At 50.4% G+C, this 15343-nt stretch carries 13 protein-coding genes; 6 read left to right on the top strand and 7 right to left on the bottom strand.

Translation table 11 applies throughout. The features are described from left to right. Positions 1 to 61 precede the first annotated feature (61 nt). Both SIB42_RS13680 and SIB42_RS13675 read left to right on the top strand, forming a co-directional pair. On the top strand, positions 62 to 1228 hold the full coding sequence (locus SIB42_RS13680; RefSeq protein ID WP_067094019.1) for a tyrosine-type recombinase/integrase: 1167 nt from the start codon (positions 62 to 64) through the stop codon (positions 1226 to 1228). Positions 1229 to 1813: 585 nt separating this feature from the next. Beyond that, on the top strand, positions 1814 to 2101 hold the full coding sequence (locus SIB42_RS13675; protein WP_067094023.1) for a hypothetical protein: 288 nt from the start codon (positions 1814 to 1816) through the stop codon (positions 2099 to 2101). 245 nt (positions 2102 to 2346) lie between these two features. On the opposite strand, the gene SIB42_RS13670 is transcribed toward SIB42_RS13675, so the two are convergent. Then, the gene (locus tag SIB42_RS13670) at positions 2347 to 2733 is read right to left on the bottom strand and encodes a hypothetical protein (RefSeq protein WP_067094027.1); all 387 of its coding nucleotides are present in this window, start codon (positions 2731 to 2733) and stop codon (positions 2347 to 2349) included. 289 nt (positions 2734 to 3022) lie between these two features. Here SIB42_RS13670 and SIB42_RS13665 point away from each other — a divergent pair, with 289 nt between their 5' ends. Then, positions 3023 to 3268 (top strand): DUF1651 domain-containing protein, encoded by a 246-nt coding sequence (locus SIB42_RS13665; protein WP_067094030.1) that lies wholly within the window; start codon positions 3023 to 3025, stop codon positions 3266 to 3268. 144 nt (positions 3269 to 3412) lie between these two features. Here SIB42_RS13665 and SIB42_RS13660 read toward each other — a convergent pair whose 3' ends face one another. From SIB42_RS13660 to SIB42_RS13650, 3 genes are all read right to left on the bottom strand, one after another. Beyond that, a complete protein-coding gene (locus SIB42_RS13660) occupies positions 3413 to 3613 on the bottom strand; it encodes a hypothetical protein (protein WP_067094033.1) in 201 nt (66 codons plus the stop codon). Between the two features lie 212 nt (positions 3614 to 3825). Further along, a complete protein-coding gene (locus SIB42_RS13655; RefSeq protein ID WP_156485153.1) occupies positions 3826 to 7209 on the bottom strand; it encodes a type 2 lanthipeptide synthetase LanM family protein in 3384 nt (1127 codons plus the stop codon). 6 nt (positions 7210 to 7215) lie between these two features. Then, entirely contained in the window at positions 7216 to 7509 is a 294-nt protein-coding gene (locus SIB42_RS13650) for an ATP-binding cassette domain-containing protein (protein ID WP_255359904.1), read from the bottom strand. Between the two features lie 134 nt (positions 7510 to 7643). On the opposite strand from SIB42_RS13650, the gene SIB42_RS13645 reads away from it, so the two are divergent. Beyond that, positions 7644 to 10337 (top strand): CHAT domain-containing protein, encoded by a 2694-nt coding sequence (locus SIB42_RS13645; RefSeq protein WP_197459868.1) that lies wholly within the window; start codon positions 7644 to 7646, stop codon positions 10335 to 10337. Positions 10338 to 10384: 47 nt separating this feature from the next. Further along, a complete protein-coding gene (locus SIB42_RS13640; protein WP_082825018.1) occupies positions 10385 to 11110 on the top strand; it encodes a neutral zinc metallopeptidase in 726 nt (241 codons plus the stop codon). Positions 11111 to 12036: 926 nt separating this feature from the next. Here SIB42_RS13640 and SIB42_RS13635 read toward each other — a convergent pair. Together SIB42_RS13635 and SIB42_RS13630 are read right to left on the bottom strand one after the other, a co-directional pair. Further along, a complete protein-coding gene (locus SIB42_RS13635; RefSeq protein WP_156485154.1) occupies positions 12037 to 12369 on the bottom strand; it encodes a hypothetical protein in 333 nt (110 codons plus the stop codon). Between the two features lie 463 nt (positions 12370 to 12832). After that, entirely contained in the window at positions 12833 to 13078 is a 246-nt protein-coding gene (locus SIB42_RS13630; protein WP_067094052.1) for a NifU family protein, read from the bottom strand. Positions 13079 to 13168: 90 nt separating this feature from the next. Between SIB42_RS13630 and SIB42_RS13625 the strand changes: the two genes are divergently transcribed. After that, positions 13169 to 14650 carry a malate:quinone oxidoreductase gene (locus SIB42_RS13625; RefSeq protein ID WP_067094055.1) on the top strand — a complete coding sequence of 494 codons (1482 nt, stop codon included), beginning with the start codon at positions 13169 to 13171 and terminating at the stop codon, positions 14648 to 14650. Here SIB42_RS13625 and SIB42_RS13620 read toward each other — a convergent pair. Further along, a complete protein-coding gene (locus SIB42_RS13620) occupies positions 14639 to 15292 on the bottom strand; it encodes a TVP38/TMEM64 family protein (protein WP_067094058.1) in 654 nt (217 codons plus the stop codon). The two genes, SIB42_RS13625 and SIB42_RS13620, sit on opposite strands and share 12 nt — an antisense overlap. Positions 15293 to 15343 lie beyond the last annotated feature (51 nt).

Here is a 15343-nt window from a genome sequence, read left to right as displayed (position 1 = left end):
GCTGGCTAGGGTGTGACTAAAGCTGTGACTAAAGGTGCCGTTTCGGAAGCGTCCGACATACGTGCGTAAAGCCCGTAATGGGTACCAGCTGCAGCGTGGCGTCCCTAAAGACGTTCAGCCAGTCATAGGCAAAACGATTTGGGTGGAAAGTGCGGGTTCGACTTATCGCGTCGCCCAGCGCCTGTCACCTGTCTTCGCTGCCAAGACCGATCGCCTCATCGCGGAGGCGCGCAATGAGGTGTCATTGACGGGTGACGAGCTGATTGATGCGGTCCCTGACCGATGTGACCTCTCTGATCCAGAGGTGGTCGAGGCGTTGCTGACTGGCTGTGATGTCGAAGTTGAGGAAGGGGCGTTAACTCGTGAGCAGGCGTCTAGGTACAGGGCGATCCTGAAGGGTAAGGAGAAGCCAAGAGACCACCTGTCGAAGGAAGAGCTGATCCAGCAGGCCAAGGCACTGAAGGCACCTGCCGCGAGGACCGAAATGAGTTGGAGGAGTGCCTTAGACGATTTCTTGGCACACGCTGCTGTCACTCACCCAACAGCTGCCACAATGCAACACGCTGTGGCTTATCGCTCTTGGCTTCTCGAACGACTCAGTCCGTCAACTGTTAAAACTCGTCTCGCTTTTCTGTCTGGTCTCTGGTCAGTCCTGTGTGAGCTACGCCCTGATTCCACTCATATCTTTCAAGGACTAAATAAACGGATCAAGGTCGTCAAATCCAGAAAGTCTGAAGTCACACTCACCGATCCTTCGCAGTGGCAGGGCTCAGGTGAACAGATTGAGATTTTTCAGTTTCTTTATTTCACAGGTGCACGACTCGCTGAGATCGCTGGCTTACAAGCTGAAGACTTATGTGAAGATCGAATACTCATTCGACCCAACGAGTCCAGACCTTTGAAAACAGAGGCCTCTGAGAGGTCTATTCCAATTCATCCAAGACTGCAGTCTTTGGTCATCGAGTTGCGAAAGAAGAATGGTCTTCTATGGCCAGGTCAGTATCAGGAGTCAAATAAACGCTGGGGAGTCAATCTGTCGAAGCCTTGCAAAAAAATAGTTGGAGTCACACCCAAAGGATTTAGGGATCGTGTAGCAACAGTATTGCGAGCAAATAATATGAATGAAGCAGTTGTCGTGGCCTTGCTTGGCCACACACCGAATTCAATTTCAATGGCGTATGGCGCTACGCCCTGGAAAGAACTAAAACGCGCCATCAAGCTTCTATAAGGCAAATGGTAAGAGCTAAATGATCAAATCCACCATGTGATGCCCTGGGCCTCTGCAAGGACCGTCAGGGCTGCTCTAGCGGTCCGCAGTCTGCATAGGGTAAAAATCAATAAGCACCTTATACAGAGAAAAGCAATAGGCAGTGTATACAGAGAAAAGGCAATAAGCAGTCTATACAGGGAGAAACTGAGTCAAGGAAAAGACTTAAACACCCGTGGTTTGGAATTCACGTAAAAGAAAGGGGTGACTCTGAATACCTTCGGGAGTAAGTCGTCATCCGCTCCATCGGACGCCAGGGAGAACAAGCATTCAGGCAGCTTGTAGTAGTACTCGTTATCCGATCCCGTCAGCGTGACGCGCGTAACACAGCGGCACCACCATGAACTCAAGTGAAACCAATCCAATCTGGATTGGGAAGTTGTTCATGTTTGCGGAGTAAGTGCTACAGGCGGAGCCTGCGGCAACACTTCCCAAACCGAATCTAAGTGAATAGCTAGATAGCTACTTCTACAAACCACCATCACGATTCAAGGGACCACGAAAGCTAGGGAAGTGTTATCCTGGACAAGCATCTAGAATGACTAGATGAAAAATCAATCAATCAAGACCCTTGCCTTGTTAGGCGGTCTATTGCTAACTACAGCCCCTGCCAAGGCTGATCAAGGGCAGTTTTGGTTTGCATACAATGTTGGAGAGGGAACCTCTCTTTGCATGGCAACCGAAGCAGGGATGCTTCCCAAAGGCTATGCAGCGGAGTACATGCAAGCCTCTTATGTGGAGGCAGAAGCAGACCCAGATTTAATCCCGTTCAAACAAAGTTTTTTCAAGGCCTCTCAGGAGTTGAAGAAGATCTGGCCCGACTGCTACGAATAAGTCCTTCGGGCCATTTATCTTGCCGATGTTCTGTCTTCGCCAATCCTGACGGATGGCCTCGACCCCCTAAAGCTAGATAAATCAAAAGAACATTATTCAGCTCAATCAACTTGTGTCTCTGATGCATTCCCTACGGCGTCTCTGTGGCCCTACAATATGCCTTGGCTAGGCATTGCATAGTGTGGTCATAAGTGATACTTCAGGCACCTTGCAGGCGATCCTGAGATGATTGGAGCAGGGAGCAGCTATTTCTTCTCTAGCCTTTTCTTCTCTATCCTTGGCTTGAGATATATGTTAAAAACACTAAGCAAGATGCCAACTATTACACCTAATCCCCAAAGCCATAAGTCATATTTCCCACCATTCCCACCTGTTGTCGTAATAAAACCAACTACACAACAAAAGGTAAGAACAGGCATTACTAATAATTCTCCTAACTCCCAAACTCTCTTCTCCTTACTCTTTCTAATAAAGATGTACGTCATCAACACATAGAAAGGAGCCCATTGCCAACCATTGCCACCACCTGGCACTAACGAAGACACGACAAGCACTACAGACACAACAGCCCCTACCCAGTTCAACCAGTTGGGGTATGTCTGCGTAAGTTTGTCCACCTTCTTGTCGTCCATTAGCTAGGTCTGAACATATCTAATAAAACCATAGTCGTGACTACTAGTCCCTCATCCAAAGGAGCTAACTAGCTACTGCTTCTTGGCTTTATCAGCTTCATTGATCTGGTTCATGCCTAGGCCGACCAGAAGAGCAACGGTAAGAACAAGGGTGGAAGTCATGGCTCGAGCTAAACGCATGAATTGAGTGTCTGCCACTCGGTATGCGATGCCATCCCCTAAGTGAGCTAACTACTTGACGACCACCCCTCTCTGTGAGTAGTACAGATGTACTTGCCGGTGATGAGTGATGGACGGATGGCTTTCAGATCCGAAGGGGTACTGGCTTGCTCGTTTTCACCGGGACCCCAAAAGCACCTGGGTCAAAGATCAAAGGGTTTTTGTAGATCACGGGCGGCCAATGCCAGAAGGACCCGCGCTGCTCAAGACCAGAAGGGAAATGCGATACGAGGATGCGGCCTCCCTGTGGTTTGAGCTAAAGAGCCTTGGGTGGACAGTGGCGGAACCTGCTTGGGGAGCTGATCTAGAGCCTTGATCGCCCAACCCTTGCGCCAAAGACAGGTACTTCCACGGATGTTCACTTTGATACAGCTTGGTTAGAAATGAAGCAAGGTCAGAGGTCACCGGGAGTCACCTCAAAGACCTTCAGGGGCCCAAGGGGGCCCCTTCTTATTGAGATTCAGAGCTCTTCTTCTTCGCCCTCCTCGTCGATATCGCAAGGAATCTGATCGCACTCGTCGGAAAGATCCATCGCCATAAGTCGCTCAAGTTGCTCAACTCGAGGGTCAAATGCAATCGGTGTTTCGGGAGCTTGGGTGACCTCGCCAATTTTTGGGCAAGTGCCGAGTGCCTTCAGTGCCTCTTCTCCGGAGTGATTCACCCGGGATAAACATCTGCTGAGAAGCGAGCTTGTCACCCCTGCTCCTTGGTTCTCAAGAGGCAGGATCCATCAATTCGTTGCTGACTTCTGCACTAGCCACAAAACCCTTTTCCCCGATGCTTCGATCTATAAAAGCATTGAGATGTAGGGCTAATACAAAAAAAACCGCTCGTGGCCGGGAGGTGCTGATCCCCTGGCCTGAAACGATCCCCTCAGCAGGCATTGGAAGCCGTCTGGTGCACTGGTGTCGGCGACACCGCCGCCGATGGTGACAGCAAGCCCATGGTCAGAAGCGTGGAGAGGCGATCATCGCGATTCAGCTGATCAAGCAGCGCCAGACCCATACCGGAGATTCCCGTAAAACAACCTGGCAGCAACAGATTGCTGTCAGACGTGCCAAAGGCACGCAATACTCCTCCGTCGTGATCGGCTCTAGCGACAGCTCGCGAAACGAGCGCAGATGACCTTTCAATCGCAGCCGTACGGACTGACTCTGGAAGAGACATCGCCCATGGCCCCTCAGCCACAATGCGAAGAATGCTGGCATTACCAAACGTGCCGCAGCAGAGATGATCGCAAAAGGGCAGCTTCAGTGCAGTGAGTGTCTGCAAAGCGTTGGCAATCTCAGCAACACACTTCTCATCCCAAAGCGGAGATCCAAACAAACAAGCCCGGCTCAAGGCGATTCCCGGTGCTCCGTGGCACCAGGTAGTCATGAATGTGTTTGGCTGATCCGGTTGTCGATTTCGATAATCGGGCCAATTGAGGTGTTCCGCATCAAATCGCTCCCGTTCATAGATCAGAGCCTTGGTCGCCGCATCGAGGAAGCGCTGCTCACCTGACTGCTGGCCGAGCTTTGCCAGCCCAACAAGATAACCGGCAGTTCCATGCGAGAAGCCGAGCAAGGGTTGCTTACCTTGGATACTCCAAGCTCCCTGCTCGTTTTGGCGTGCAAGCAGGTGATCTCCAGCAACCATCGCCAAGTCCAGAGCTAGTGAGGAACCATCCCTCAGCAACGGTCCAATCAGACCAGCAGAACCAGCGATCAAGTCGAGACCGAGATCAGCGCGAATATGCTCAGGCAACAATGCCCCGATGAGGGAGGTCTGTAGCTCTTGGAGGCTTGGCTTTTGTGATTCGGGTCCCCAGGTCGCCAACTCCTGCACAGAGAGCAGAGACCCCCCGCAGCCACTCAAGCCAAGCGGCTGATCACGCCACCAGCGCAAGCGAAGCCCATCCCGGTCCTTTTCCCCAATCTGCAACAGAGGTTTCAAGCAACTTATGATCAGTTCCGCTGAACAAGTCTCATCGGCAAAATGGGCTGCCAGTAAAGCAACACCGATGGATCCACCGTAAAGCGAAGTACCAACAGGGCCGAAGCAGAAACTCTCACCATCACTGCCAAGATCCATCCCTAGCCAGTCGACGAGACCATCCGCATCGCTAATGGCCATCTCTTCGAGCATCTTGAGCTGACGACGGCTCTCCTGGTGGAGTTGTTCCGGCGTGAGCTTCACGACGTCGACATCAAGCCCAGCGACATCTCGGGGGCTTCGACCAGCTTCAGTGGAGATGCGCGCACCGATCGTGCCGCGAATTAATTGCTCCTGGAAAGCAACGGCTGCTGGATCTAATACAGCAATACGCTGACGACTCGACTCCAGACCACTGGTTTCTATAAACCCTTCAACGGGCTTCATGCCGTCAACTAAGGGCAGATCCTGTCCATCGATGGAATGCACGAAAAATGGAATATCCAGACGCTCCATCTGACGCAATTCAGCTTCAAATACAGGCCAGTGCAGCGGTTGTTCGCTGGCCATCAGAAAACTGCGGCTGAGCTGCTCGAGCACGAGTCCCTGGCGGAGGGGCGAACGAAGAGCCGCTGGCTCAAGTTGCTGACGCTGCAATGCGAAATACACTCTTGTTGCCCGAAGCACAATGCGACGCGGCAGGCCGATGAACTGATCGAGAACACCTCCAGGCCTGATCCAGTCTTCACGCGTCCGTTCAAATTCGGCGCACTGCTCACGGAATCCTTGGCAGAACGTCTCAAGATGGGCATTGAGACCATTGGTGGCACCAACACCCACGGGAAGACTCGTGGGCAACAGTGATGGACGGCTGATCTGGGCAGCCATCATCCCGTCACTGTTCAGCCCCAGCCAACCCGGACCCTTCGTAAAGGGCTTGAGAGGGGGGGCAATGCCTAGAGCACTGATATCGACAGCGACCTTGGCCTGACCAACAAACATCCAGTTCGGCATCAGACCTGATCGAAGCACTGAACTCTGAAAACTCTTCTGAAGACTCGACTGAGTCAGGTTTGTCTGTTGATCAGAGGCATCTGAAACATGATCAGGCAGATCAGCTTCCAAAAGAGTTTCGGTATCGATCAACAGCAGCTGATCAGCGCAGGCGATGAGGTTCTCGTAATGGCAATCGGTGCAGCCCAGAAGATGAAGTACGGCTGTCAATCGTCCGGCATTGCGATAAAAAGACTTCTGTTCATCATCATCCAAACAGAGACGATGCTCGACATGCTCCATATATCCGTAGTCATTACCGCAGTGAATCCGCAAACTGCGCAGCGGCGTCAGTGTGCTGACATTATTGAGATGCTCAATTGCCTGCTGGTAAACAAAATCCACACCCATATCCTTGGGCTTGTAGACCACCTGGATGGGAGCACAATGAGTCGCTTCAGCAAACTTCAGAATGCTCACAACCTGACCATGGTTATGGGGATCACTCAGACCCTGATGGATTTCAGACAGAGCCATCGCAGGCTCGACATCAAAGAGCTGCTGCAGGGCATGCGTATCAGCATCAATCCGCCGAAGCAAGGTCTCATTGGCACGCTGCCAATCACCACAGACTTGACCCAGATATCGTCCTAAGACTGGAAACGTCTCTAAAAACGTTGCCAATCCATCGCGCCTCTGCTCCCTAATAAACCGCTCGTAGTACTCCCTAATAGGAGGCCCCTCACCATCCCCATCGCCACCAAGGTGGGCCAGCAATATCGCCCCTGGCGGACGCTGCAGGTTGAATTGCTCGAACAAGGCCTGTTCAGAGATGTTGGTCAATCTGATAAGCAGTGACCGACCTAGAGAACGGTAAACCTGATCGTCGATGCTGCGATGTTGGAGATCGACCAAGCAGCTGCGTAGACGATCAACGAAAGCATCGACAGCGGGAAGCCATAGGTCACTGAAAGGCAGCTGATCCGGATTAGCTGCCGACACCTCCGCGACATAAGGATCAAGCTCGCGTTCAGCATCACTGCACAAGGCTGCCTGCAAAAAAGTTAACTCCTGAAACCAAAGCTCTGAGCTGGAAGATTCAATGGGTTGATCAAGCTGATCCAGCACACTGCAAAGTGCCTTACGGTCAAGTCCAGACCACGCAAAGCGACGCTCAAGCTTTTCACATTCCTGAGGCGCGATCGCATCAAGCCATGCATCACCAAGTCCCAGGTGCAGCTCTTCCAGATCGTCGCGAGTGATTGATGTTTTGAAGGTTGAATCTGCAACGGAAACCTTTTCGGCATTCATTAGTTGATGCAGGGAAAGCGATTTCTTTGACTCCGTCATCGACTGTCAGTCGCCCTTCGCCAGAATTTCTGCAAGGTAGCCGTGATGCTTGAGTTCGTCCCAGATTCCACTTTCAGCGGCTACACCATCGCGAAGCACAATGATCCTGTCCGCATTGCGGATAGTGGCCAGGCGGCGCGCAACGCTGATGCGTGTAATCCCAAGAGACTGCACTGTTTCGTTGATGCGCTGTTGAGAGAAAGGATCCAGAGCACTGGTGGCCTCGTCCATTAGGAGAACCCGAGGGTGATGAATCAAGGCTCTAGCGATCGCCACTCGCTGAGCCTGCCCTCCTGTCAGGGTTGATGCACAATAAAAAAGTTTTAATCTAAGAAGAGGGAGATGACTAATAAAACTTTGCTAATCTATTGTTAATAGCAAGTATGCAAATGAGAATTGTTAACTTTCTTTCTCTCTGGTGCCTATGTCTGCCTGTGGGAATTTGTCTTGACTCAAGCATTGCTAATCCAGCCTTCGCCGCGGATCTCATTGCCAAGGGCGCAACATTAAATGACAACCAGGAAACAGTAAATAGGGCAATTGATTTACAAAAGTCAGGTAAGCATGCTGAAGCAGCAAAGATTTGGAAGACGCTTGTTGAGATCAGGCAATCAAAATATGGTTCGGAAAGCCTCGCTGCCTCATATGGCTACAACGCGTTAGGACGTATCTATTTTGATCAAGGCTCTTACAGCAAAGCAGAGACTTATATCCAGAAAGCGCTGGCGATACAGGAAAAGCAACCAGATACTGATCCTGTGGAGATGATTTCCACACTCAGTAATCTCGCCTTGGTGTATCAAACTCAATCTTTATATAGCGAAGCAGAACCACTATTTCAAAAAGCAATTCTAATTTCCAAGGAAAAATTAGGAGAGAATCACGTCTATACAGCTGGGCTTTACAGAAGCCTAGGTGAGCTATATTCAAAACAAGGCTTCTACCGCAAAGCAGAAGGTTTGCTCCAACAAGCGATTAAGATATTTAAGGATAGGCTAGGAGCTGAAAAACTTCAAACGGCTAGTGCTCTTCAACACCTAGCTGATGTTTATAAGAGGGAAAGATTATATGCAAAGGCGGCCCCGGTTTACCTGAGTGTGTTGTCTATTTATTCAAAGATATTGCCAGAAAATCATCCGGCAGTTGCTTTGACACTTAATCACCTGGCGTGGACATATGCTGAGCAAGGCTTGAATAATAAGGCCGAGCCGCTATATCGAGAATCTTTAGATATTTATTTAACTTTATATGGCGAGCGCCATCCCGCGACATTAATAAGCAAGAGCAATCTGGCGATATGGTATATAAAAGAAGATCAAGGTCATAAGGCCGAGCCGCTATTACTGGATGTCCTTAGTAACTTTGAGAAGATTTACGGCCACAATCATCCGTCTACGGCTGACATTATAAATAATTTAGCCTTTCTCTATGAAAGCCAGGGCTCACGGGAAAAATCAGCGCAAATGCTAAAGCGTGGTCTGCTTATTGAAGCAGAGTTGATTCAACGAGAAGCACCTTTTATGGCACGCAATGATCGGCTTTCATTTATTAAAAGCTTTGGGTTTACTCATGAAGCAAGTTTCTCATTGGCATCATCAGGCAAAAGTGGTGCTGAGGTATCGCTCTTCGCTCGCTTGAATCGCCAAGGCTTATTGACAGAAATTGAAAAAAAGCAAGCGCTTATAGCACTGTTTTCAGAAGAGCAAATTAAAGTGACTAATGAACTCAAGGAAGTGATGAAAAAAATAGCTTCTGTGGCTACCACGCCTGATAAACGTAAAACTTTAACCATCCGTCAAGATGCCATAGAAAGACAGTTATACCGATTATTGCCTCAACTTAAGCCCAGGATTGTTGAGGTTGAAGAGATTGTTAGAGTTCTTCCATCAGACAGTGTATTGATTGAATTTCAAAGGCATCGTCCCTTTACAGCAAACCGGTCTGTTGACAAGCGTTGGGATGATGAACGTTATTTAGCGATGGTGCTCAAATCGAATGGGATGATTGAGGTGGTGGATTTAGGACCCTCCGACTTAATTGATAAGAAAATCAGTAAAGCTGTAGAAAGTATTGAAAGTCAATCAAATGAATCCCTGGAATTAATCAAGAGAATCGGTGAAATAATTATTGATCCACTTCTGAAAGTAACTCAAAGTGCAAAAACTTGGTTTGTCTCGCCAGATGGGGAGCTAAATCGTTTGCCTTTTGCAGCTCTACCGATTGCTAATAATGGCTATTTAAGTGATCAAGTTGAGCTGCGACTTTTGACTACCGGGCGTGAGCTATTAGATCTAAAGAATCCAACCAAATCAGCTCAAGCCGATGTATTGCTTATTGCAGATCCTAACTATGATGGTGTTGTATCTTCAGTGCAGGCTGTTGCAAGTCGCAGCAGTGAAGATACGAGTGTTAAGCGTTCAGCAGCTTTGCCAACTCAATTGATATGGAAGCGCTTGAAGGCAACAGCAAATGAAGGCAAGACAATTCAAGGGTTAGTGGGCGGCAAACTATTGATGGACCTAGAAGCTACTGCAAGCATTGTCAAGCAAACTCGAGCCCCGCAAATTCTTCACTTAGCTACTCATGCTTTTTACTTGCCTGATCAAGCAACTATGGGGACGACTCCACGCTCAACATCGAAAACACAGCGCAGCAGTTCCGAAGGCTTGAGCACATCACTTTTACAAGGGGAAAGTCCGTTATTAAGAAGTGGGATTGCTTTAGCAGGAGCCAATCGCCCAAATTCAAATCCAAATGACGACGGTTACTTGACGGCCTTAGAGGTGGCTCAACTTGATTGGGATGGAACAGAGCTTGTTGTGATCTCAGCCTGTGAGTCAGGTCGAGGCGATATTCGTGCAGGTGAAGGGGTTTATGGTTTGAAGCGTGCAATTGCAGTAGCCGGTGCACGCAGTAGTCTGTTGAGTCTTTGGAAAGTTGATGATTCCGCCACGGCAGCCTTTATGGAGAGCTTCTATCAGCGTTTGAAAGAGGGGCAAGGAAAAGGACAGGCACTGGCTGAAACACAGAAGGAGTTCAGGAGCCACGCGATACCAATGTGGCGTGCTCCGTATGTTTGGGCGGCTTTTCAACTGAGCGGTGACTGGCGTCCTGTCAATTTCGATTAGCCATCGGTAATGGCTGTTGCTATACAAAAGCAAAATGCTTATCACTAATGCGATTCACACTTGTAGCGGCTGGATTAGTGGCGATCCTTGGGGGATCAGCTTTAGCAAGGACTGTTGCATCAGTCGTAGACCAGACGACTAGCTTTTTGATCAGAGATTGGGTTACTGATCAACGGTTTGATGGTTTTCAGCCTCCTCAAGTGTTTGCTATTGAACAAGGTACAAAAGTCTATGGAGGTTGCGGAGAATTTGTGCGTGGTGACGAAGTAGGTGGAAGCTCTTATTGCCCAGCTACCAATACAATTTATCTAGTCCCATCACAGTTGAATTATTTCTATAAGGCTTTTGGTCCCTCATCGGTTGCATATGTCGTAGCTCACGAATTTGGCCATGCTATTCAAAATCGATATGGCTCTTTGGAAGGTGGTGCAGAAGTTGAGTTACAGGCTGATTGCTTGGCAGGAATACTTGTAGATTATGGCTCAACGCAATTAGGAATCACACGCCAAGACACTATTCAGATGGCACAGGCTGCATATGCCATTGGCGATCCAACGCATGGTACAGGTGCTCAAAGAACTTATGCTCTTTTGTCTGGTATGGGAGTGGTTGATGCTGGGTGTTCAAAGCAGGAAATGCTTTCTCTGTTAAATAACCAAGTCTCAGATCCTGCCTATATGGAACTTCGAGCAACACGATCAGGTGCAGGAAATATTGATATCAATAAGTCGCCCTATCCTAAAACTCTTGGAGGAATTACTAATGGTCTTTGAGAATGAGCTGGGTGGATGTGTTGTGATTGATTGCTGATCAACAGGACCCATCAATTAAATACAATTTTTTGAAGGAGAAAGACTCTTAAGGCCAGCTAGCTGCAAGGGTAAAAATGGTTTTGGACGGATGACTGACGTATTAATCAGAAAATTGCGCTGATACGCGCTTCCCTTAGCTGCGTTTGTGATTTACTTCTGGTCAATGTCAGATCGTATTCTAGGCCCCATTCGGCATGCTCCTGTTAGGTTGGGCTCTAAGGGAGTTACCTCTAGGCCATGTGATCGTCTAAATCTCAGAAGAAATTTCCGAATCTCCATTAGTTACCTGAACTGACGCTGGAGCCCCCCCCCTTCTGTGCCTACTGATCCTGGTTTGCTCTGTTCGTGATCTATTAAATATTTAATTTGCCTATCCCAATGTATATAGTTAAGATGTAGCTCGCAGTGTATACAAAGCAGATTGATTGACTTGGTCGAAACCTATTGATTGGCTATGCTGCATTTGCCACACTTGGGCAAATCCAAATCTTGCCTAAGGTTTGCTTCTTTAGCTATTTGTCATGAAGAGTCTATTTTTATTCGTTGCTTTATTGGCAGCAGTTCCGGTGCATGCCGCAAGAAATGATTTTGGTCAGGGGGTGGCCGCAATGGCCTGTGCAATGTTGGACTCTGGTTATAGTCAGCGGAGAGTCGAAAATGTATTAGATCTGCTCGAGCGACAAATTATCAGAAGTGGTATTAGTGAGCGAGGTCAGGCGCAAATGGCGAGAGGTTTTAATTATCAGTCTTCAAGAAACAACTGTTCGTTGAGATATAGATACTGATGTCATCAAGGAGCCAAAACAATTCTCCAATTGATTTTTAGATGCTATGGAAAACACTGGTATGGGCTGGTCCAGCCTAATCTATTCGCGGAAATGCATTGATTAGTCGCAGGCGTACTTAACCCATGCCTCAGCAACTGTTTGCGGATTGGCTTTTATCCAATCGCTTCCAGCGGGTTTGTAAAGCCTGGTAGTGCAATTTACGCCAAAAGTATTTACGTAGTCTTTGTTTTTGCTGTCTGGGTCGTCAATAAACCGGACTTTCAGCACCCTTTGGTCGCCAAGCTTGGTCTGAATTTTCCCGAAATATTGCGTGCCGTCATCTGCATAAGTTATGTAATCCCAGCCTCCACCATTGAGCTTGAGATCCTTTGCTATTGCGACTTCTGGTGTCACAAGAGCCAGGACAAAAGCTGAGAGAAGAAAAAGCTTCATGGACAACCACCATAACTTTTCCATTCTTAGCTAGTGATTTATAACTCGTCAGCTTGCTGTGAATACGACTACAAGCTGCCTGGAACTAGCTAGCTGAAGCTAATGCTTTCAACAGGGTTCATCAGATTTTTTGAAGTTGACTGAGCTTTTTGAGATCCGCTTTGGCTTTGAGCTAGCTGACGTAACCCAAGAGTGGTGAGCTGTGCTGTCGAGTTGCTTTGTTTTTTTGCAATATCTGTTTCTTGATAGATCTACATGCAGCGCCCGTCACCTGACTAATGGCGCTCGCATCCGGAGTCTTCTGAGTAACTCTTCCTGAACCTTGGGTGACTATTGGATATCCGTTGAGTTCGATCAGTATCGCCCGGATTACCGTCACATCAGTTCCCTTTAGCCAACCATCAGGAGGTCCTGTGCTTCCCCATTTTTTTGGGCTGCCATAAACGACGAGACGTTCTAGGAATCAAAGCACCTGAACCACTTCACTTACCTCAGGAATGGACTCGCGCATCTTGCGCTCGATTCCCATTTTCAGCGTCATGGTGCTGCTGGGGCAGCTTCCGCAGGCACCCTGCAATCGCACTTTGACCACCGGTCCATCGATTTCCACCACCTCCACGTTGCCGCCATCGGCCATCAGGAACGGGCGCAGCTCATCGAGCACCTTCTCCACGTTTTCAGTGGTGAGCGGCATTGTTTCAGTGCTCATAGCCGGATGGGGGTGAGTGCTTTCGCTCAGCGTAGGCAGGCAAGTGTCCGGATTGATTCATACCCTTGAGAAGCAGGATCACCCGACGCGATGGATCGTTACGACGCCGTGCTGGTGGGTGCGGGAATGATGAGTGCCACCCTGGCTTCATTGCTGCATGCCCTCGACCCGGAGATGCGCCTGCTGCTGGTGGAGCGTCTCGAGGCACCGGCTTTAGAGAGCAGTGCTGCGGTCAACAACGCCGGCACCGGCCATGCCGCCAACTGTGAGCTCAATTACACCCCTCAGCAGGCCGATGGAACGGTGTCGACTGCGAAGGCTCTTGCAATCAATGCAGCATTCGAGCGCAGTCTGGAATTTTGGGCCTCACTCACAGACCAGGGGGTGCTGGACCCAGGCAGCTTTCTTCACCAGGTGCCCCATTTCAGCTTTGTCTGGGGACAGGGGGATGTGGCATTTCTTCAGCAGCGGCAACGTCAGTTAAGTGCTCTGCCGGCCTTCTCCGCCATGCAGTGGAGTACGGATGCCGGGCAGATTGGCGACTGGATGCCCCTGGTGATGGAAGGGCGCCGCCCTGATCAGCAGATTGCAGCCACCCGTATCGAGCGTGGGCTCGATCTCGACTTCGGAGCGCTGACCAGAGCACTGCTGCTGCCGTTGCAGACAGCGGGCGTACTCCAGGTGATGTACGGCACGTCAGTGCAGGGAATCAAGCGACCGCTGACAGAGTCGATGAGCTCTTGTGATTGGCAGCTTGAGCTGCGCGGTCCGTCAGGCCGTCGCAAGGTGAATGCTCCATTTGTGTTTCTCGGCGCTGGTGGTGGTGCCCTGCCACTGCTGCAGAGCAGTGGCATCCCTGAGGCCGCCGACTATGCCGGCTTCCCAGTGAGTGGCCAGTGGCTGGTGTGCGGTGAGCCTGCTTTGGTGGAGCGCCACCACGCCAAGGTGTATGGCAAGGCGAAGGTGGGCGCGCCGCCGATGTCGGTGCCCCATCTGGATACCCGCTGGATCGACGGCAAGCGCTCACTGCTGTTCGGTCCTTATGCCGGATTCAGCAGCAAATTCCTCAAGACCGGTTCATTGTTGGATCTGCCGCGCTCGGTACGGCCCACCAACCTGCTGCCGATGTTGCAGGTGGGAGTTCACAATCTGCCTCTGGTGAAATATCTGATCAATCAGCTGCGCCAAAGCGATGCTGATCGGATTGAGGCCTTGCGTGCGTTCTTACCTGAGGCCGACGCACATCACTGGAGCCTGTCGGTGGCCGGACAGCGGGTTCAGATCATCAAACGCACGTCTGATGGCGGTCGCCTGCAGATGGGCACGGAAGTGGTGAGTGCAGCGGATGGATCTCTGGCAGCACTGCTTGGAGCTTCTCCTGGGGCCAGCACCTCCGTGCAGATCATGGTGGAGGTGCTAGAGCGTTGCTTCGCCTCAAAACTGGCCACGCAGGCCTGGCAGGAGCGCCTGCATCAACTGCTTCCCAGCTATGGCCAGGATCTCAACATCGATTCCGGGCTCTTGACGCGGACTCGGGAACGCAGTGATGCGCTGCTGGGTCTAAGCGTCTGAGCCTGTCTGCTTGCGTATGCGCTGTTGAATCACACTCGCCACGATTGCCAGGGCGAACATGCCAAACACAGCGCCGATCAGTAACAGTTTGCCGCCGCTGAAAATCCCAGCACCTAGGGCCACGATGGGTGCACTACTCAGCAACACACTGGCCAGCAACGGCAGGGCGAATGCCCGCCAGGGGATGCCTCCCAGGCCTGCGGCATAGCTCACGAAATCGAACAGGCCTGTCATCAGCAGACCGGTGAGCAGAAACGGATTGCCTTCCAGTTGGTTGTGGCTGAAGCGTTCAATGGTTTTCATCGCTCCCTCTCCCACCAGCTTTTGGATCGGGCCGCGTCCGTAGTTGCTGGCCAGCAGGAACGCGGCTTGGCAGAAGATCAGATCGCAGACCACGATCGTGATGAAGCCTGTCTGGAACCCCAGCAGTGCTCCTGCCAGCAGTGAGTAAGCCGTGCTGGGGAGCGCCGGCAAGATGATGCTGACGCCACGCAGGAACAGGATCCCAAGCGGGGCCCAGAACCCCAGGCGCTCCACCTGAGCCCGGATCGGCTCAAGCCCGTGCACATTGATCAGGTGAAACAGCCCGGCAAGCCCGGCAATCACAGCTGCAATCAGCAGGAATCGACGAAAGCGCGACACAGGCAGGGAGGTTCAGCGTGCTGATGACCTTCCCATATCGATGTCGTCTCC

This window comes from Synechococcus sp. MIT S9508, from assembly GCF_047303045.1.
GTDB lineage: Bacteria > Cyanobacteriota > Cyanobacteriia > PCC-6307 > Cyanobiaceae > Synechococcus_C.
The sequence above is the reverse complement of the archived record's forward strand: the minus strand, read 5'-3'. Positions and strand labels throughout refer to the sequence as shown.